This window comes from Microbacterium sp. NPDC064584 (assembly GCF_040687315.1).
Taxonomy (GTDB): domain Bacteria; phylum Actinomycetota; class Actinomycetes; order Actinomycetales; family Microbacteriaceae; genus Microbacterium; species Microbacterium lacus.
Genome location: NZ_JBFBMZ010000001.1, coordinates 252,362 through 271,115, shown reverse-complemented (window position 1 = coordinate 271,115; position 18,754 = coordinate 252,362). Strand labels below are relative to the sequence as shown.

Here is an 18,754-nt window from a genome sequence, read left to right as displayed (position 1 = left end):
GGTCAGGGGCGGTCGCTGAAGACGATCGTCTGGTTGCCGTGGCGGATCACACGGTCCTCGGCATGCCACTGGACGGCGCGGGAGAGGACGGCGCGCTCCACATATGCTCCGTGTGCCTGCAGAGCGGCGGCATCCATCGCGTGGTTCACCCGCGCGACGTCCTGCTCGATGATCGGGCCCTCGTCAAGGTCCTTCGTGACGTAGTGGCTCGTTGCTCCGATGAGCTTGACGCCGCGCTCCTTCGCCCGGCGGTAGGGAGCTGCGCCGACGAACGCGGGCAGGAACGAGTGGTGGATGTTGATCACCGGTACGCCGACGGTCTCGAGGAAGTCCTCCGAGATGATCTGCATGTAGCGGGCGAGCACGATGAAGTCGACGTTGTCCTTCACGAGTTCGAGGATCTTCGCTTCGGCCGCTGACTTGTCGGTGCCCTGCGAGGGCACGTGGAAGAACGGGATGCCGAACGAGCGGACGTCCTCGGCGGTGTTGGTGTGATTCGAGATCACCATGGGGATCGTGACGGGCAGCTCGCCGCGCCGGTGCCGCCAGAGCAGCTCGAGCAGGCAGTGATCGGACGTCGAGGCGAGGATCGCCATGCGCTTGGGCACGGACTGGTCGGTCAGCGTCCACTCCATGCCGAAATCGGCGAGGGTCGCCTGGATGTCCGCTTCGATCTCGGGCATGGATGCCGCCAGGTCAGCGCGGTGGAAGACCACCCTCTGGAAGAAGGCTCCGCCGTCGGCGTCATCGGAGTACTGGTCGAGCTGGACGATGTTGCCCTGGTTCCGGGTGATGAGCGCCGTGACGGCTGCCACGATGCCCGGCCGGTCGGGGCCGTGGACGATCAGGCAGGCGTGGTCGCGCAGGGACTCGTTTCGCGCTGGCATGCGTCAAGCCTGGCATGAGCGCGTCGGTGATCAGAACGGTGGGACGGACGTGTCCGCGCTCGTTCGGAAGTGCACGCCGAGAGACGGGGGATCCTCGATGTAGATGCGACCGAGCGGAGAGGTCCACTCGAGGACGCCGTCGCTGAGCTGTCGGACCCGCCAGGCGGTGAACTGCTTCATCGAATGATGGCGTTGGCACAGGTGGGCGAGGTTGCGCACGTGGGTCTCGCCGCCGAGCGCGTGATCCACCGTGTGGTCGACCTCGCATCGGATCGCCGGCTGCCGGCATCCGGGGAATCTGCAGTGCTGGTCGCGGGCCCGAAGGTGGCGGTCGATCGCGGCGGTGCGCTGGTACGTGTCCACGTGCAGCACGACGCCGGTCGCCGGGTGGGTGAGGATGCGCTCCCACGGGCTCCGGGTGAGGCGGGCCAGTTCGCGTGCGGTTTCGGGATCGATCGGTGCACGTCCGACGAGATCGGCCGCCTGATCGTCGGAGCCGAGCAGCGTGAGAGCCGGAACGACGATCTGCACGCGTGCCCGGATCGCGCCGAGCGTGCCGGGGCCGTCGTCGTCGCGGCTCGGGTCGGCGCCCGGCATCGACGTCAGCAGCATGTCCGCGACCAGGTCCGCGCGGAGCTGATCCATCGAGCGCGTGTCCGACGCGATCTGCTGCGGGGTGAGCGACGCGGATGCCGGGGGAGCGGCATCCGTCGAGGAATCGGCGGGCGTCATCGCGCGCGCCCGCGATCGAGCGTCGACGATCGTGTGCGCCTGCTGGGTGAGGCGGTCGAAGATGGCATCGACGAGCACCGTCGGGGCGATCGTGGTGAGCGCCGACATGCCGTCGGCGAGGGTCATGATCTTCACCGCGCGCTGCTCGCGCGCGTCGTCGTGACGTTCGGCGAGTGTGCGCGGATGCATGTTCTCGGCGATGAGCTCGAGCCGTGTCCGCACGCGCCCGGCGGTGTCGATCTCGCACTCGCGAAGGGCCGTCGCCTCGAACTCGGCACGGTACTCGGGCGGCAGGACGACGCCGGTGTCGACGATCGCGCGCACATGAGCACGGGTGATCAGGCCGTCCTGCCAGGCTTGGAGAGTCATCGGATAGTCCTGGACGAGCTCGGTGGCGTCGCCGATCTGACGCTGCACGGAACGGTCGGAGGTGCGCATGACCCCGGCCACTTCGGCGGCGATCGCACGCAGGGCCATGTCGTGATCGCGCACTTTCGCCGACGAGCGGGCGGCCTGCGTGCGGGCGAGGTCTCCTGCCCGGGCGAGCGCCCGTGTCTGCGCCGCCTGTGCTGCCGCGAGAAGGGCCGTGGACTTCTCGACATCGGCCACGATCTCGGCGAGGACGACGGCGTCCGCATCGCTGAAACCGATGATGCCGTTCGAATGCATGTACTAATGATGGCAGGGGCCTCCGACATCGATCGGGCCTCCCGCACCCCCCATTTTTCCCCCTTCGTCGCCGCGAGTACTGGTGCACCCGGGCGGTCGGGTGTAGACCGAGCGCGGGGAAAGACAGAGGAAAGGTCGGATTCGATGAAGAAGTCAACGCGCCTGCGGGTGCTCCTCTCCGGTGCGATCGCGGTGGCGCTGTCGCTGTCCGCCGTCCCGGCGATGGCCGCTTCGCCCCGAACGGCGCCGCCGGCGAACTACACGTGCAGCGGCGGTGAGATCCCATCGGGAACCTACGCGAACGTCTCGGTGACGGGTCCGTGCACGGTCGGCGTCGGAGCAGTGATCGACATCACCGGAAATGTCAGCGTCGCCGCCGGCGCCTCACTGGACGCCCAGAGTGCATCGGCGACGATCTCGGTCGCCCGCAATGTCACGGCATCCGCCGGCTCGTTCCTCGGCTTGGGCTGTCAGCCGCCCTCTTACACCGGCAACTCCGCACACGAGTGCACCGTCGATCCGGAAGGTGTATCGGTGATCACCGTCGGGGGGAACGTCACGGCGAACGGAGCGATGGCCGTGATGCTCAACGGAATCACGGTGCGCGGCAACGTCACCCTCACCGGTGGCGGATCGACGATCCCGTGGTCGATCAAGAACAACGCGATCGACGGAAACCTCACGATCACCGGTCAGCGGACGGAGTGGCTCGGCGCCCTGTTCAACACGATCGGGGGCAATGCGACGCTCACGAACATCGCGCTCAGCGACCCGCACCCGGGTGCGCCCGGCGTCTACATCGTCCGGAACAACGTCGCGCGCAACCTCACGTGCAACGGCCTGACGCCGGGAGTGTCGGGCGGGTTCGTACCTGGCAGCGTGAACGTCGTGGGAGGCAACGCCACCGGGCAGTGCGCGGCACTCGTGTGATGGGGAGGCAGATCAGGACGCGTGACCAGCGCCTGCACAGGCGGGCGCCCTAGACTCGTCGAGGACCCGCAACAAGGTCCCCGGACGACGGATCAGTACCCGGTGAGCGACAAGACTGGCCATGGAGGCGAGTCTCATGTCGTGGGTCATTCTTGTTCTGTCCGGGGTCCTCGAGGCCGTGTGGGCGACCGCGCTCGGCAAGTCCGAGGGCTTCACGAAGCTCTGGCCGACCGTGGTGTTCGGTGTCGCCCTGGTGGCGAGCATGGGCGGTCTCGCGTGGGCGATGCGCGACATCTCGACGGGCACCGCGTACGCGGTGTGGGTCGGGATCGGTGCGGCGCTCACGGTGGCGTACGCCATGATCACGGGCGCCGAGCCCTTCTCGATCGTGCGGATGCTGCTGCTGCTCGGCCTGGTCGGCTGCGTGATCGGTCTGAAGCTGGTCGGCGGCGAGTAGGGGAGCGCCGGCATCCGGGGCCCACCCGGCTGAGCGGGCGTAGACTCCCGGGGTGGATATTCGCATGACGCCTTCAGGCGTGAGGAGGTCGTCGACGCTCACCGCGTCGACAGACGGTCGAGCCTGACCTCCCGTCACCCTCCCGTCGAGTGCACTCGCGCTCCGGCATCCGTCACGAACGTCGCTTTCCGGCGACCCCACCGAAGAAAGTCATCATGCGATCCTTCACCGACGCCCAGATCCGGGCATCCTTCGTCAACGCTTCGCGCAGCGAACTGAAGAACCTCACACTGCCGGCCGATTTCGACGCCCGGGATTTCTCCCCGCTCGACTATCTCGGCTGGCGGGATCCGAAGCTTCCGAACGTCGCGTACGTCGTCGCCGAGATCGACGACGAAGCCGTCGGCATCCTGCTCCGCCGCGCCGACGCACGACCGCGCAGCCGCGCGCAGTGCGCGTGGTGCGCCGACGTGCAGCTGCCGAACGACGTCGTCTTCTTCTCGACCAAGCGAGCGGGTGCCGCCGGACGTCGCGGGGACACCGTGGGCACGCTCATCTGCGAGAACTTCGAGTGCTCGCAGAACGTGCGCAGACTGCCGCCGAGCGCGTACCTCGGGTTCGACCGCGAAGCGGCGCGCGACCGTCGGATCGAGGCGCTCCGGCAGAGCGTCGACGGCTTCGTGCGTGACGTGCGCGGCGAGGGCTGACCCGCCCATTCGTTCCCCGTCCACCCCCAGCCGCCGACGTACCACCGGTGGCAATCTGGAACCACACCACGATCAGGAGACCCCATGAAGCACCGCACACTCGCCGGACGACAGGTTTCGGCCATCGGACTCGGTGCCATGCCGCTGTCGATGAACAACGACGGGGAGTACCCGGCGCTCGAAGACGCGATCGCGACCGTGCACGCGGCCCTCGATGCGGGGGTGACGCTCATCGACACCGCGGACATCTACGCCCCGGCGTGGAACGAGATGGGTCACAACGAGCGGATCGTCGCCGAGGCCCTTCGCACCTGGAGCGGAGATGCGTCGAGCATCTTCGTGGCGACCAAGGGCGGCATCACGCGCAGCGAGGGGGAGAAGTGGGGCCGGGATGGGTCGGCGGCGTATCTTCGGAGCGCGCTCGAGCGTTCGCTCGAGATCCTCGGCGTGGACAGCATCGACCTGTACCAGTACCACCGCCCCGACCGCTGGCTCGTGTACGGCGAGATCATGGCGACGCTCGCGGGCTTCAAGGAGGAGGGGCTCGTCCGCGCGGTCGGCATCTCGAACGCGAGCGTCGAGGAGATCGAGATCGCCCAGCACGTGCTCGGGGACGGTGGCCTCGCGAGCGTGCAGAACGAGTTCTCGCCGAAGCATCCGGGCAGCATCGACGAGCTCCGCTACTGCGGCGATCACGGCATCGCCTTCCTCCCGTGGAGCCCGCTCGGCGGCACCGGCGGCGGCGGACGCAACGTCGGCGACCGCTTCTCGGCCTTCCGCGAGATCGGCGAAGCACGCGGCGTCAGCCCGCAGCAGGTCGTGCTGGCGTGGGAACTCGCGCTGGACCCGCATGTGATCCCGATTCCGGGCGCGCGGCGAGCGGCATCCATCGTCGACTCCGCCAAGGCGACGGATCTCGACCTCAGCGGCGACGAGGTCGCGGCCCTGTCACGCTCGGTGGGGATCTTCGAGGACTGAGCCCGCGGCCCGTGCGGGTCAGATGCGCTCCGCGATCACGCGTGCGGTCGCGACCGGGTCGGGGCGGTGCATGACCGATTCCGGGACGATCACGAGGTCCGCGGCGGCCATCTCCTCGGCCAGCCGGTCTGCGGCGCGGATGAGCATCGGGAACGTCTGCTCACCGCGCAGGATCGTGACCGGCAGCGCGACGGAGAGCATCTCCGGCGTCGGCGTCGAGACCGCTGCCGTGAGTCGCGCGTCGTAGACCGTCGACTGCGCGAGCCCGACGAGGTGCGGGAACAGGTCGCTCTGCCGGATCTGGTCGACCATCCCACGCGGCAGCTCGACGCCCTCGAGCTGGAACGTCACGACGGCGTCGTCAGGCTGGCCGGAGTCGATGAGCTCCTGCAGCCGCTCCGCCAGCCGAGGATCGGGTTCGCCCACGCCGAACCGGAAAGGCGGCTCGGACAGGAACAGTGAGGTGATCGGCACGCCGCGCGCGGCGGCATAGAGGGCGAGGACGGCACCCGAGGAGTGGCCGAGCACGATCGCCTGCCCACCCACCGCGTCGATGACCGCGGCCAGATCGGCGACCTCGTCGTCGGGCGTCGACCCGCGCCGATCGCCGCTCGAACCTCGGCCCCGACGATCGACCGTAACGGCGCGGAAGCCGGCATCCGCCAGGGCGGAGGCGATCCCGGCGCCGTCGGCGGCCTCCGAGAACGCGCCGCCGACGACCACGACGGGAGGGCCTTCCCCGATCTTCTCGAACGCGATCGTGATGCCGTCGGCAGAGGTGGTGGTGTCCATGCCGATAACCAAGCACGGCCCGCCGACATCCGCGAGGGGCCTACCAGCCTTTGGGGCCGAGCGACCCGGCCGCGTATTCCTCGAGCGGGACCTCGTTCTTCTTCCACGCGCGGAGGACCGGCGCCACGATGCGCCAGCACTCCTCCGCCATGTCCGCCCGCACGGACAGCAGCGGATCGCCCTCGACGATGCCTTGCAGCACCTGACCGTAGGGCAGAAGATGCCCGGGCTCCTTCTTTGCGACGAGCATGCTGCGCTCGAGGCCGAACGGGTCACCGCTGCCGTTCATGGTCACCCCGAGCTCGACCGCGCCGGATTTGAGGTCGAGCATGATCGAATCCGGCTCGGGGGCGCCCCCGAAACCGGGGATCTCCGGCACCGGACGCATGTGCACGCGCACCTGCGTCACGTACTGACCGAGCGCCTTGCCCGACCGCAGCACGAACGGCACGCCTCGCCAGCGCGCCGTGTCGACCTCGAGAGTGATCTGGGCGAGCGTCTCGGTGTTCAGCGCCGGGTCCACACCCTCCTCGTCGGCGTAGGACGGCAGTCGGCGGTCCCCGACCTTGCCGGCGGTGTACCGCGCTCGGCGGCTCGAGGCGACCGGGTCGTCGTCCCACACGTGCGTGGCACGCAGCACCTGGGCGGCGTTCGAGCGAAGCTCCACCTCGTTCAACCGCGGCGGCTGCTCCATCGCGACCAGGGCCAGCACTTCGAGCAGGTGGCTCTGCAGCATGTCGACCAGCGCGCCCGCGTGGTCGTAGTAGCCGCCGCGCCCCTCGAGCCCGAGCAGCTCGTCGTAGATGATCTCGACGCGCTCGATGCGGCGGGCATCCCACACCGACTCGAAGAACTGATTCGCGAAGCGGAGCCCGAGGATGTTGAGCACCATAGACATCCCGAGGAAATGATCGATGCGGAACACCTGCTCTTCGGGCACGAGCTGCGCGATCACGCGGTTCAGTGCCCGCGCGGAGCGCAGGTCCGTCCCGAACGGCTTCTCCAGCGCGAGGCGGGTGCCCTCGGGCAGCTCCACTTTCCGCAGCGCGGCGCAGACCGTGACGGTGACCGCGGGCGGCAGGGCGAAGTAGATGACGGGCGTGTGGTCGCACGCTTCGAGCAGGGTCCTCAGGTGAGCGGCATCCGTCACGTCGCCCGTGATGTAGCGCGCCGACTCGAGGTAGCGGTCGGCGTTCTCGGGGTGGGTGACCTGGCTGAAGCTGTCGCGGATCAGCGCTCTCCACTCCGCGTCGGTGCGCTCCTCTCGGGCAGCGCCGATGACCTGAACGTCGTACTCGTGCTCGGACAGCAGGCTCGCCAGGCCCGGGATCAGGAGGCGCCTGGTGAGGTCGCCCCCCGCGCCCAGGATCAGCAGGCTGACGCTCTGGGGTTCGCGCTTCCTGCTCATGCGGAATCCGAATCCGCCTTCCGGCTGCCGGCCTCGAGCACGTCTCCCGCGGGGAGCTCCTTGTGCCCGCCGAACTGCAGGCGCATCGCCGAGAGCAGCTGATTCGCGTAGTGGTCCTCTCCGCGGGAGGCGAAGCGTTCGAACAGCGCGGCGCTCAGCACGGGGACCGGAACTCCGGTGTCCACGGCCGCCTTGATCGTCCAGCGTCCCTCGCCCGAGTCGGACACGCGTCCGGCGAGCGAGTCGAGCGTGGGGTTCTCCTCGAGCGCCGCCGCGGTGAGATCCAGCAGCCACGACGAGATCACCGAACCGCGGCGCCAGAGCTCCGTCACTTTCGGGGTGTCGATCGTGAACTGGTAGAACTCCGGCTCCTCCAGCGGCGCGACCTCGGCCGAGTGCTCGGATTCGCGGATGCCGGCATCCGCGTTCTCGAGGATGTTGAGCCCCTCCGCCAGGGCGGCCATGATGCCGTATTCGATGCCGTTGTGCACCATCTTCACGTAGTGGCCCGCGCCGGACGGGCCGCAGTGCAGGTACCCCTGCTCCTCCGGCGCGAAGTCGCCCTCGCGGCCGGGGGTCCGCGGGATCTCGCCCGGACCCGGTGCGATCGTCTTCAGGATCGGCTCGATGATCCGCACGGCCTCGTCCGGCCCGCCCACCATGAGGCAGTACCCCCGCTCGAGGCCGAAGACGCCGCCGCTCGTGCCGACGTCGACGTAGTGGATGCCGCGCTCGGTGAGCTTCTTCGCCCGGCGGACGTCATCGCGGTAGTTCGAGTTGCCGCCGTCGATGATGATGTCGCCCGGTTCGAGGTGCGCGGCGACCTCATCGACGACTCTGCCGGTCAGGCCCGCGGGGATCATGAGCCAGACCACGCGCGGCGACTGCAGCTTCTGCGCGAGCTCTGCGAGGCTGCGACTGCCGTCTGCGCCCTCGCTCTCCAATGCCGCGACCGCCGCCTCGGTGACGTCGTACACGACGGCTTCGTGCCCGTCGCGCATGAGTCTGCGCACGAGGTTCCCGCCCATCCGGCCGAGGCCGACCATTCCCAGTCGCATGCTTCCTCCACGTTGTCGTCCCACCCGCATCACGGCGGATCACCGGAGTCTACGGCCGGTGATCGGATGCGGGTCCGAGGGTGGCGGTGACGGCACGGCGCCTGGGACACTGAACGCGACGCCCGACCCCAGCGCGGGGCCACCTGATCGGCGGAAGAGGGACCATCTCGGCGGGAGAGGGACCATCTCGGCGGGAGAGGGACCGGCGCGGGGGTCGGAGCGCGGGAGCTACGCGGTTGCGAGCGGCCAGCCGGTGTACGCCTCGGCCAGATAGGTCTGGCCGGCCTCGGACTCCACGATCGAGCGCAGCTCGCCGAGCTGACGCATCCGGTCGAAATCCGTCGCGTCAGCGGTCACGTGCAGCATGCTCGTCATCCACCAGGAGAAGTGCTGCGCCTTCCAGATGCGGCGCCGGGCGGCATCCGCGAAGTCGTCGATGCGCCGCTCGTCGCCTTCGAGCAGGAGCGCCTGCAGGGCGAGGTTCAGCAGGATCACGTCGGCGACGGCGAGGTTCATGCCCTTCGCGCCGGTCGGCGGCACGGTGTGGGCGGCATCCCCGACGATCGCGACACGACCCTTCCGCAGCTCATGCGCGACGAAGCTGCGGAAGCGCAGCACGTCGCGCTGGAAGATCGGTCCCTCTTTCAGCGTCGTGCCCGGTACGCGCTTCTGCAGCTCTTCCCACAGCTGCGCTTCCGAGTACGCCGCCGTATCGGCATCCGGATCGCACTGGAAGTACATGCGCTGCACGGTGGCGCTGCGCTGACTGATCAGCGCGAAGCCGTCGGGGGAGTTGCTGTAGATGAGCTCGTCCGCGCTCGGCGGTGCTTCGGTGAGGATGCCGAACCACGCGAACGGGTACTCGCGGAAGTATCCGCCGAACGCGGATCCGGTCACGACCGGCCGCACGACACTGCGCGAGCCGTCGGCGCCCACCACGAAGTCCGCCTCGATCACGAGCGGCTGCCCGTGGGCGTCGGTCGCGATCACCCGCGGGCGCTCGGTCTCGGCATCCTCGATGCCGTTGACGGTGATGCCGAAGCGGAGGTCCTGCCCGCCGGCGAGGCGCGCGGCGATGAGATCCTCCAGCACTTCGTGCTGCGGGTAGAGCCACACGCTGCGTCCGACGAGCGAGGGGAAGTCGATGCGGTGCCCCTCGCCGGCGAAGCGCAGCTCGATGCCGTCGTGGCGGTGCCCGACCGTGCGGGCGCGACTGTGCTCGCCGAGCGAGTCGAGGACCTCGACCGTGCCCTGCTCGAGAATGCCGGCGCGGATGGTCGACTCGATCTGCTCGCGCGTGCGCTGATCGACGACGACCGACTCGATGCCGGCATCTGCGAGCAGGTGCGACAGCAGGAGGCCGGCGGGTCCGGCGCCGACGATCGCGACGCGGGTGCGGACGGTGGCGGTCATGACGTCTCCTTCGACGGGGATGCTGTCCGCCCAGTGTCTGCCCCGCCCCCGCGTCCTCGCCTCTCATCTCCCATTCAACGGGAACCCTCTTCTCCCTCGGATCGCGAGTGCACGGGATGCCGCCGAGTGCACGGCTTCATCGCGCAAAGAACCCGTGCACTCGGCGCGAAGTCGTGCACTCGGCGCAACGGGGGCTCAACCCCGGAAACCCAGCGCCTGCTCGATCTCGCGCTTGCCGGTGTGCAGCTCGCGCAGTGCGGGCTCGGTCGGTGCGTCGCGGGGCAGCACGACCGAGAGGGCGGCCGTGACGCGGCCGGCCTCGTCGCGCACCGGCACGGCGACACCGGTCGAGACCGTCTCGATGAACCCGCGGGCGACGGCGTGGCCGAGCGTGCGGACTTCGGCGAGCTTGCGGCGGAGCACCGCGGGATCGGTGATCGTCTCGCGGGTGAGGGCGATGAGCGGCTCGGCGAGGACGCGCTCCTGGAGCTCGCGCTCGCCGAACGCGAGCAGCACGAGACCTGACGACGATGCGTGCAGGGGGAGGCGTCCTGCGATCCGCGTGATGTTCGCGCCGGAGTCGGGGGCGCTCAGCCGCTCGAGGAAGAGCGCCTCGTCCTGCTCGAGGATCGCGAGCTGCGTGTGCTCGCGGACACGCGCCTGGACGCGCTCCATCGCGGGCATCGCGACCTGCCGCAGGCGCAGCGCCTGCGACGAGCGGGTCGCGAGCTCCCACAGCCGCACGCCGATGCGGATGCGACGGTCGTCGTCGCGCTCGAGCAGTCCGGCGTCGACGAGCTCGCCGACGATGCGGTGCGCGCTGGATCCCGGGAGCCCCGCGCGCCGGCCGATCTCGGCCGCGGTCTGTACCGTCCGGGTGGGGGTGAAGGTCTCGAGCACCCGCACGAGCCGGTCGGTGACCGAGTCGCCCGACGGGGAGTTCGCCATGCCGCCAGCATCCCACGACTCCCATTGAGTGGGAAACGCCGGACCGCAGTACCCTCAGGGGATGGCCGATGAACCCTGGTCTCCCCTCGAGCCGCGCGCCGTCGCGGAGCTCTTCGACGGGACCGCCGCGCGCTGGTGGATCTCCGGCGGCGTCGCGCTCGACCTGTTCGCCGGACGGGCGATCCGCGAGCGACCGAACATCGACGTCAGCACGATCCCGACGGACGTTCCACCCTTGATCGCCGCACTGCCGCCGGAGTGGAGCGCGTGGGCGGTCCAGGACGACACGCTCGTCGCGCTCGGCGAGGTGCCCGCCGACGCCGACGTGCAGATCATCCAGGTCCGCGACGACCGTCGGGGGACGTGGGTCCTGCGGCTGAATGTCGAGGACGGGACGGATGCCGCGTGGCTCTACCGCCGCGACCCCCGCCTGCAGCTGCCCTGGGACCGCGCGGTGCGCGAGGTCGACGGCATCCCGACCGGCGCCCCCGAAGTGCAGCTCGTCTGGAAGGCGCTGCGACCCCGACCGCAGGATGACGCCGATAAGGATGCCGTGCTCCCGCTCCTGGATGAGCAGGCGCGGGCGTGGTGGGAGCGGGCGATCCTCTCGATCCATCCGCACTCGTCGTGGTCGATCCCGGTGCGCACGCCTCGCTTTCCCGCCAAGGCCAGCTGGAATCGCCCGGGACGCTAGCCCGCGCGGTACTCGTCCGCCGCGACGGCGTCGACGGCGATCGAGCGGAACCAGCGCTGCGGTGATGTGAGGCTCGCCTCGCTGCGCGTGTAGACCGAGACCGGCGTGCTGCTGCCCGGCCAGGGGAGCTCGGCGATCCGGAGGTCCGGGAACCACCCGCAGAACACCTCCGCGACGTGCCGGGGGAGCAGCACGACCAGGTCCGTCGCCTGCAGCACCGCCGGGACGCTCGCATACTCCTCCACCGAGAGGGCGACCTGGGGCATCAAGCCGTGCTCGATCAGGGCCTGCAGGGGGAAGACGTGTCCACCGCGGGCGGAAACGCGGACGAACCTGCGGCCCGCGAACATCTCCGGGCCGACCGGCGGCAGCGGGTGTGCGGCCGCGGAGAGGGCCACGTATTCGACGTTCCGCACCGGCGTGCGCCACAGACGTGGGGTCGCCAGCAGCGAGACGGTGATCGCGAGGTCGATCGTGCCGCGGATGAGTCCGTCCTCCACGAAGTCGGCGTCCAGGCGCTGTACCTGCAGATGCACGCCGGGGGCGGTGCGCGCGAGTGCCGCCATGAGCGGCGGCAGGAACGTCTGCTCGCCGATCGAGGTGAGGGCGAGCGCGATCTCGCCGGCGAAGGTGCCCGGGTCGAACTCCTCCGGGTCGCTCACGGTCGCGTCGATCTGCGCGAGCGCCTCGTGCAGCGGGCCGAAGAGGCGCGTGGCGTGGGCGGTCGGCACCATGACGTTGCCCTCGCGGCGGAACAGCTCATCACCGAAGCGGTCGCGCAGGCGCCCGAGCGTGTAGCTCACCGTCGGCTGGGTGACGTGCAGGCGGGCCGCCGCCGCCGAGACGGAGCGCAGTTCGTACAGGACGACGAATGTGCGCAGCTGGTTCAGGTCGGTGAGGGCCACCCATCGATCGTATCTATAGGCAACCGCGATGGAATCTATTGGACTGAAGTCCGACGACCGACCTAACCTCGGAAGGAGCGCACGCAGCGACGCATGACGAAGGACTCGCGATGATCATCGACATCCACGGCCATTACACGACCGCGCCCGCGCAGCTCGGCGCGTGGCGCGACCTGCAGGTCGCGTTCGCCGAGGGTGCCGGCGACGAGCCGTCGCCCTCCGATCTGCATATCAGCGACGAGGACATCCGCGAGACGATCGAGTCCAACCAGCTCCGCCTGATGGACGAGCGCGGCTGTGACATCACGGTCTTCAGTCCGCGGGCGTCCTTCATGGCGCACCACATCGGCGACTTCGCCGTCAGCGCGACGTGGGCGCGCATCTGCAACGACCTCGTCGCGCGCGTCTCGCAGCTGTTCCCCGACCGCTTCCTGCCCGGCGCGATGCTGCCGCAGTCGCCGGGTGTCGACCAGAGGACCACGCTCGCCGAGCTCGACCGTGCGGTGGACGAGCTCGGCGTCGTCACCGTCAACATCAACCCCGATCCCTCGGGAGGGCTTTGGACCGCGCCGCTGCTGACCGACCGCAGCTGGTACCCGCTCTACGAGAAGCTCGTCGAGTACGAGCTGCCCGCGATGATCCATGTCAGCACGTCGTGCAAGCCTCAGTTCCACACCACCGGCGATCACTACCTCGGCGCGGACACGACCGCGTTCATGCAGCTGCTCAAGGGCGACCTCTTCCGCGACTTCCCCGATCTGAAATTCGTCATCCCGCACGGCGGCGGCGCGGTGCCGTACCACTGGGGGCGCTTCCGCGGGCTCGCGATGGCCCTCGGCAAACCGGAGCTCGAGGAGCACCTGCTCGGCAACGTCTACTTCGACACGTGCGTGTACCACCAGCCCGGCATCGACCTGCTCACGCAGGTCATCCCGACCTCGAACATCCTGTTCGCGAGCGAGATGATCGGCGCCGTGCGCGACATCGATCCCCGCACCGGCCACTACTTCGACGACACCAAGCGCTACGTGGACGCGACCGCGAATCTCGACGACGGGCAGCGCCGGCAGGTCTTCGAGGGCAATGCGCGCCGCATCTACCCCCGCGTCGACCGCGCCCTCGCCGCCCGCGGACTCTGAACACCAGGAGGAACACCGTGACCCAGCGCCTGAACGACCTCGGGATCGTCCGCACCGGCATCCCGCGGCCAGACCCCGCCGACGTCGCGCGCCTGTCGCAGTTCGGCGTCGCCACGATCCACGAGGCCATGGGCCGGGTGGGGCTCCTTCGCCCCTACATCCGCCCGGCGTACACGGGTGCGAAACTGTGCGGACCCGCGGTGACCGTGCTGCTGCAGCCGGGTGACAACTGGATGTTCCACGTCGCGGCCGAACAGGTGCAGGAAGGTGACGTCATCGTCGCCGGATGCACGACCGAGAGCGAGGACGGCTTCTTCGGCGAGCTCCTCGCGACCTCGCTCACCGCCCGCGGTTGCAAGGGGCTCGTGATCGACGGCGGCGTCCGCGACGTCGCCGACCTCGAGAAGATGGACTTCCCGGTGTTCTCGCGCGCGATCAATGCCAAGGGCACCGTCAAGGCGACCCTGGGTTCGGTCAACATCCCCGTCGTGGTCGCGAACGCACTCGTGAACCCGGGCGATGTCGTCGTCGCCGACGTCGACGGCGTCGTCGTCGTGCCCCGCGATCTCGTCGGCGCCGTCGCGGACGCCTCGGCCGCCAGGGAGGCGAACGAGGAGGCCAAGCGCGAGAAGTTCCGCGCCGGCGTCCTCGGCCTCGACATCTACGGCATGCGCGAGCCGCTCGCGAAGGCGGGCCTGACCTACGTGGAGGCGGGCTCGTGACCGGCACCGAGGCCATCGCGCACGGCCACACCAGCGGCGGCTTCGAGAAGACCCCGGGCTGGCTCGACTGGTACGACGGCCCAAGCGTGCCGACGTTCCGTGTGCCCGTCGGTGCCGTGGACGCGCACTGCCACGTGTTCGGCCCGGGCGCGGAGTTCCCGTTCGCCCCGGAGCGCAAGTACACGCCGTGCGACGCCTCGGCGGACCAGCTGTTCGCCCTGCGCGACCGCCTCGGGTTCGACCGCAACGTCATCGTGCAGGCGACGTGCCACGGCGCCGACAACCGCGCCCTCGTGGATGCCCTCCGCCGGAGCGGCGGGCGGGCGCGCGGTGTCGCAACCGTGCGGAAAGACGTGACGGATGCCGAGCTCGCCGAGCTGCACGACGCGGGCGTCCGCGGCGTGCGGTTCAACTTCGTGAAGCGTCTCGTGGACCGCCTCGACACCGCGTCGCTCGAGGAGATCGTGACGAAGATCGCGCCGCTCGGCTGGCACGTCGTGATCTACTTCGAGGCCGAGGACCTGCCCGAGCTCTACGACTTCTTCTCCGGCATCCCCACGGATGTCGTCGTGGACCACATGGGCCGCCCGGATGTCACGAAGGATCCTGACGGACCCGAGTTCGGGCTCTTCCTGCGGTTCCTCCGCGAGAACCCGAACGTGTGGACCAAGGTCTCGTGCCCGGAGCGCCTCTCGGTCACGGGACCCCGGGCGCTCGACGGCGAGCAGCACGCGTACACCGACGTCGTGCCGTTCGCCCGACGCGTGGTCGAGGAGTTCCCCGACCGCGTGCTGTGGGGGACCGACTGGCCCCACCCGAACCTGAAGGACCACATGCCCGACGACGGGCTGCTGGTCGACTACATCCCGCAGATCGCGACGACGGAGGCGCTGCAGCACAAGCTGCTCGTCGAGAACCCGTTGCGCCTCTACTGGCCTGAAGGAGCATGACATGGCACTGGACAAGCCGTACAAGAACATCCCCGGCACGACGATCTTCGACGCCGACCAGGCGCGCAAGGGGTATCACCTCAACCAGTTCTCGATGTCGCTCATGAAGCCGGAGAACCGCGAGCGGTACCTCGCCGATCGTGAGGCCTACCTCGACGAGTGGCCGCTGACCCCCGTCCAGCGTCAGGCCGTGCTCGACCTCGACCTGAACACGTGCATCGCCGAGGGCGGCAACATCTACTTCCTGAGCAAGATCGGCGCCACGCACGGGCTGAGCTTCCAGCAGATGGCCGGGTCGATGACGGGCATGAGCGAGGCCGCCTACCGCGACATGATGGTCTCGGGCGGTCGCCGTCCCGAGGGGAACCGTCTCAAGGACCTCGACGGCTGGGCGCCGCCGTCGACCGAGAAGGCGACGACGATGCGGCCGGACGCGCCGGCGAGGTTCACCTCGGCGCTGTTCACGTCGCACGTGCCGGCGATCGGCGCCGCGATGGATCACGGCAAGACCCAGGAGCCGTACTGGAAGAAGGTCTTCGACGGCTACGAGTGGACGCGGACCTGGGCGAAGGAGAACACGCCCGACGTCGTGATCCTCGTCTACAACGACCACGCGACCGCGTTCGACTCCAACATCATCCCGACGTTCGTGCTCGGTACCGGCGAGCACTATCCGGTCGCCGACGAAGGCTACGGCCCGCGTCCCGTGCCGGATGTGAAGGGGTACCCCGAGCTCGCCGCCCACATCGCCCAGTCCGTGATCCAGGACGACTTCGACCTCACCCTCGTGAACGAGATGGTCGTCGACCACGGACTGACCGTGCCGCTCTCGCTCGTGTTCGGCGACGTCGAGGAGTGGCCCTGCCGGGTCATCCCGCTCCCCGTGAACGTCGTGCAGTACCCCGTTCCCTCGGGGCGCCGCTGCTACGAGCTCGGCAAGGCGATCCGCCGGGCCCTGGACAAGTGGGAGGGCCCCGAGCTCAACGTGCAGATCTGGGGCACCGGCGGGATGAGCCACCAGCTGCAGGGACCCCGCGCGGGCCTGATCAACGAGGAGTGGGACAACGCGTTCCTGGACCACCTGATCGCCGACCCGCTCGGACTCACCGAGTGGTCGCACATGGAGTACGTCGACGAGGCGGGCTCGGAGGGTATCGAGCTCGTGGACTGGCTGATCGCGCGCGGCGCGATGGACGACCAGTTCGGCGGTGGCGCGCCCGACGTGAACCACCGGTTCTATCACGTGCCGGCATCCAACACCGCCGTCGGCCACCTCGTGATCAGCAACCCCGTCGCGCCCGAGGCCGACGCTGCCGACACTGTGAGCGCCACCGTCCCCGAGGAAGTCACCGTATGACTGAGAAGGTCCGGGTCGCCGTCGTCGGCGCCGCCGGCGCGTTCGGCATGAAGCACCTCGACGGTCTCGCCCAGATCGACGACGCCGAGGTCACGGTCGTGAGCGGCACGCGTCCCGAGCCGACGCAGGCGGTCGCCGAGAGATACGGCGTGCCGGCCGCGGTCGTGGGACTGGATGCCGTCCTCGAGCGCGACGACGTCGACGCGGTGATCCTCGCCACGCCGACCCAGATGCACGCCGCGCAGACCCAGGCGGTGCTCGCCGCCGGCAAGCACGTGCAGGTGGAGATCCCCCTCGCGGACTCGCTCGCCGACGCCCAGGCCACCCTCGCCGCGGCGGAGGCGTCGGACCGCGTGGCGATGGTGGGCCACACCCGCCGCTTCAACCCGTCGCACCAGTGGGTGCATGAGCGCGTGACGGCGGGCGAGTTCGCCGTGCAGCAGATGGACGTGCAGACGTACTTCTTCCGTCGCACGAACACGAACGCGAAGGGGGAGCCGCGCTCGTGGACCGACCACCTGCTGTGGCACCACGCCGCGCACACGGTCGACCTGTTCGCCTACCAGGCGGGTCGGATCGTGCAGGCCAACGCCCTGCAGGGTCCGCTGCACCCCGTGCTCGGCATCGCGATGGACATGTCGATCCAGCTCAAGAGCGAGACCGGAGCGATCTGCACGCTGTCGCTGTCGTTCAACAACGAGGGACCGTTCGGAACGTTCTTCCGCTACATCGGCGACACCGGCACCTACATCGCCCGCTACGACGACCTCGTCGACGGCGCGGAGAACCCGATCGACGTGTCGCAGGTCGCGGTGAGCATGAACGGGATCGAGCTGCAGGACCGCGAGTTCATCGCCGCGATCCGCGAGGGTCGCGAGCCGAACTCCTCCGTGCGGCAGGTGCTGGACTGCTACCGGGTGCTGGCGGAACTGGAGGAACAGCTCGCGTGATCCTGCCCCGGCTCGGGCTCGGCTGCATGTCGCTGAGCCATGCGTACGGCATCCCGCCCTCACCCGAGGAAGGTCTCGCGGTGCTGCGTGCCGCGCTCGAGGAGGGCGTCGGGATGCTGGACACCGCGACCCTGTACGGCGGCGGCCGCAACGAGGAGCTCGTCGGGCGCGCGCTCGCGGCTCTCGGCTCGGCGCGCCGTGATGAGGTCGTGCTCGCGAGCAAGGGAGGGATGGCCCTCGTCGACGGCGTGAAGACGATCGACGGGCGGCCCGAGACGCTGCGCGCGCAGGTCGACGCCTCGCTGCGCCGCCTCGGCGTCGAGCACATCGACCTGTACTACCTGCACCGGTGGGACCGCGGCGTGCCGATCGGCGAGAGCGTCGGTGCGCTCGCCGAGCTCGTCTCCGCAGGCAAGATCGGCGCGATCGGGCTGTCGGAGGTGTCGGTCGCACGTCTGCACGAAGCGCTCGAGGTTGCTCCGATCGCCGCCGTGCAGAACGAGTACTCGCTGTGGAGCCGTAACGCCGAACTCGGGATGCTGGACGAGACGCGCCGGCAGGGCGTGGCGTTCGTGGCGTTCTCGCCGGTCGCCCGCGGGTTCCTCGCGGACGCCGTGGGCGATCCGGAGGAGTTCGCACCGAAGGACATCCGACGGGCGATGCCGCGCTTCCAGTCGCCCTACTGGCAGGCCAACGCCGCGCTCCTTCCCGCGTGGCGTGCGCTCGCCGCCGAGGCCGGCTGCACGCCCGCCCAGCTCGCCCTGACATGGCTGCTCGCGCGCGGCGTCGTGCCGATTCCGGGCACCACCTCGGTGGCCCATCTGCGTGAGAACCAGGCGACGCTGTCGCTGGTGGTGGATGCGGGTCTGCTCGCGCGCGCCGGTGAACTCATCGACACGGGGACGGTCGCGGGTCCCCGCTACGGCGCCGCGCAGTCCGCCGAGGTCGATGCGGAATCCCTCGATCAGACAGCGTCGGAGATCGAGGACGCCCCGGCGCCTGAGGGCGAGGCGGCGGCCTCGGTTTCGGCGACGGGCGAGGTCAGACGATGAGGGCGA

General features: G+C 69.5%; 19 protein-coding genes and 1 riboswitch. Of the genes, 11 read left to right on the top strand and 8 right to left on the bottom strand.

The features are described from left to right. Window positions 1-2: 2 nt before the first annotated feature. On the bottom strand, window positions 3-887 hold the full coding sequence (gene purU, locus AB0P18_RS01245) for a formyltetrahydrofolate deformylase (protein ID WP_344050413.1): 885 nt from the start codon (window positions 885-887) through the stop codon (window positions 3-5). Between the two features lie 30 nt (window positions 888-917). After that, window positions 918-2,288, bottom strand: a complete 1,371-nt coding sequence (locus AB0P18_RS01240; RefSeq protein ID WP_363358562.1) for a DUF222 domain-containing protein — start codon at window positions 2,286-2,288, stop codon at window positions 918-920. A gap of 144 nt (window positions 2,289-2,432) precedes the next feature. Here AB0P18_RS01240 and AB0P18_RS01235 point away from each other — a divergent pair, with 144 nt between their 5' ends. From AB0P18_RS01235 to AB0P18_RS01220, 4 genes are all read left to right on the top strand, one after another. Further along, window positions 2,433-3,218, top strand: a complete 786-nt coding sequence (locus AB0P18_RS01235) for a hypothetical protein (protein ID WP_363358561.1) — start codon at window positions 2,433-2,435, stop codon at window positions 3,216-3,218. A 57-nt stretch (window positions 3,219-3,275) separates the two neighbouring features. After that, window positions 3,276-3,342: riboswitch (guanidine-III (ykkC-III) riboswitch) on the top strand. 12 nt (window positions 3,343-3,354) lie between these two features. Continuing rightward, the gene (locus AB0P18_RS01230; protein WP_344050407.1) at window positions 3,355-3,675 is read left to right on the top strand and encodes a multidrug efflux SMR transporter; all 321 of its coding nucleotides are present in this window, start codon (window positions 3,355-3,357) and stop codon (window positions 3,673-3,675) included. 215 nt (window positions 3,676-3,890) lie between these two features. Then, entirely contained in the window at window positions 3,891-4,382 is a 492-nt protein-coding gene (locus tag AB0P18_RS01225; RefSeq protein ID WP_344050405.1) for an FBP domain-containing protein, read from the top strand. Window positions 4,383-4,466: 84 nt separating this feature from the next. Further along, window positions 4,467-5,360 carry an aldo/keto reductase gene (locus tag AB0P18_RS01220; RefSeq protein ID WP_363358560.1) on the top strand — a complete coding sequence of 298 codons (894 nt, stop codon included), beginning with the start codon at window positions 4,467-4,469 and terminating at the stop codon, window positions 5,358-5,360. 18 nt (window positions 5,361-5,378) lie between these two features. Here the strand turns inward: AB0P18_RS01220 and AB0P18_RS01215 are convergent, their stop codons facing one another. The 5 genes from AB0P18_RS01215 to AB0P18_RS01195 all read right to left on the bottom strand — a co-directional run bounded on the left by AB0P18_RS01215 (window position 5,379) and on the right by AB0P18_RS01195 (window position 10,979). Continuing rightward, the gene (locus AB0P18_RS01215) at window positions 5,379-6,152 is read right to left on the bottom strand and encodes an alpha/beta hydrolase (RefSeq protein ID WP_363358559.1); all 774 of its coding nucleotides are present in this window, start codon (window positions 6,150-6,152) and stop codon (window positions 5,379-5,381) included. A 40-nt stretch (window positions 6,153-6,192) separates the two neighbouring features. Further along, window positions 6,193-7,560 carry a glucose-6-phosphate dehydrogenase gene (locus AB0P18_RS01210; RefSeq protein ID WP_344050399.1) on the bottom strand — a complete coding sequence of 456 codons (1,368 nt, stop codon included), beginning with the start codon at window positions 7,558-7,560 and terminating at the stop codon, window positions 6,193-6,195. Next, a complete protein-coding gene (gnd, locus tag AB0P18_RS01205; protein ID WP_344050396.1) occupies window positions 7,557-8,618 on the bottom strand; it encodes a phosphogluconate dehydrogenase (NAD(+)-dependent, decarboxylating) in 1,062 nt (353 codons plus the stop codon). The genes AB0P18_RS01210 and gnd overlap by 4 nt, the downstream gene beginning before the upstream one ends. A 228-nt stretch (window positions 8,619-8,846) precedes the next feature. Next, window positions 8,847-10,031: a 4-hydroxybenzoate 3-monooxygenase gene (locus tag AB0P18_RS01200; RefSeq protein WP_363358558.1), complete on the bottom strand. Its 1,185-nt coding sequence runs from the start codon at window positions 10,029-10,031 to the stop codon at window positions 8,847-8,849. Between the two features lie 195 nt (window positions 10,032-10,226). Then, window positions 10,227-10,979 (bottom strand): IclR family transcriptional regulator, encoded by a 753-nt coding sequence (locus AB0P18_RS01195; protein ID WP_363358557.1) that lies wholly within the window; start codon window positions 10,977-10,979, stop codon window positions 10,227-10,229. Window positions 10,980-11,040: 61 nt separating this feature from the next. On the opposite strand from AB0P18_RS01195, the gene AB0P18_RS01190 reads away from it, so the two are divergent. Then, a complete protein-coding gene (locus AB0P18_RS01190) occupies window positions 11,041-11,673 on the top strand; it encodes a hypothetical protein (RefSeq protein WP_363358556.1) in 633 nt (210 codons plus the stop codon). Here AB0P18_RS01190 and AB0P18_RS01185 read toward each other — a convergent pair. Beyond that, window positions 11,670-12,578: a LysR family transcriptional regulator gene (locus AB0P18_RS01185; protein ID WP_344050386.1), complete on the bottom strand. Its 909-nt coding sequence runs from the start codon at window positions 12,576-12,578 to the stop codon at window positions 11,670-11,672. The two genes, AB0P18_RS01190 and AB0P18_RS01185, sit on opposite strands and share 4 nt — an antisense overlap. A 110-nt stretch (window positions 12,579-12,688) precedes the next feature. Here AB0P18_RS01185 and AB0P18_RS01180 point away from each other — a divergent pair, with 110 nt between their 5' ends. The 6 genes from AB0P18_RS01180 to AB0P18_RS01155 are packed head-to-tail and all read left to right on the top strand — an operon-like array spanning window position 12,689 to window position 18,748. Next, the gene (locus AB0P18_RS01180) at window positions 12,689-13,717 is read left to right on the top strand and encodes an amidohydrolase family protein (protein ID WP_363358555.1); all 1,029 of its coding nucleotides are present in this window, start codon (window positions 12,689-12,691) and stop codon (window positions 13,715-13,717) included. A gap of 17 nt (window positions 13,718-13,734) precedes the next feature. Beyond that, the gene (gene ligK, locus AB0P18_RS01175; protein ID WP_363358554.1) at window positions 13,735-14,439 is read left to right on the top strand and encodes a 4-carboxy-4-hydroxy-2-oxoadipate aldolase/oxaloacetate decarboxylase; all 705 of its coding nucleotides are present in this window, start codon (window positions 13,735-13,737) and stop codon (window positions 14,437-14,439) included. After that, window positions 14,436-15,389 (top strand): amidohydrolase family protein, encoded by a 954-nt coding sequence (locus AB0P18_RS01170; protein WP_363358553.1) that lies wholly within the window; start codon window positions 14,436-14,438, stop codon window positions 15,387-15,389. Before ligK ends, AB0P18_RS01170 begins: the two co-directional genes overlap by 4 nt. A 1-nt stretch (window position 15,390) precedes the next feature. Next, complete coding sequence (locus AB0P18_RS01165) at window positions 15,391-16,746, top strand: protocatechuate 4,5-dioxygenase subunit alpha/beta (protein WP_363358552.1); 1,356 nt, start codon at window positions 15,391-15,393, stop codon at window positions 16,744-16,746. Beyond that, window positions 16,743-17,696: a Gfo/Idh/MocA family oxidoreductase gene (locus AB0P18_RS01160; protein WP_363358550.1), complete on the top strand. Its 954-nt coding sequence runs from the start codon at window positions 16,743-16,745 to the stop codon at window positions 17,694-17,696. The genes AB0P18_RS01165 and AB0P18_RS01160 overlap by 4 nt, the downstream gene beginning before the upstream one ends. Further along, the gene (locus AB0P18_RS01155; RefSeq protein WP_363358549.1) at window positions 17,693-18,748 is read left to right on the top strand and encodes an aldo/keto reductase; all 1,056 of its coding nucleotides are present in this window, start codon (window positions 17,693-17,695) and stop codon (window positions 18,746-18,748) included. Before AB0P18_RS01160 ends, AB0P18_RS01155 begins: the two co-directional genes overlap by 4 nt. Window positions 18,749-18,754: the final 6 nt, after the last annotated feature.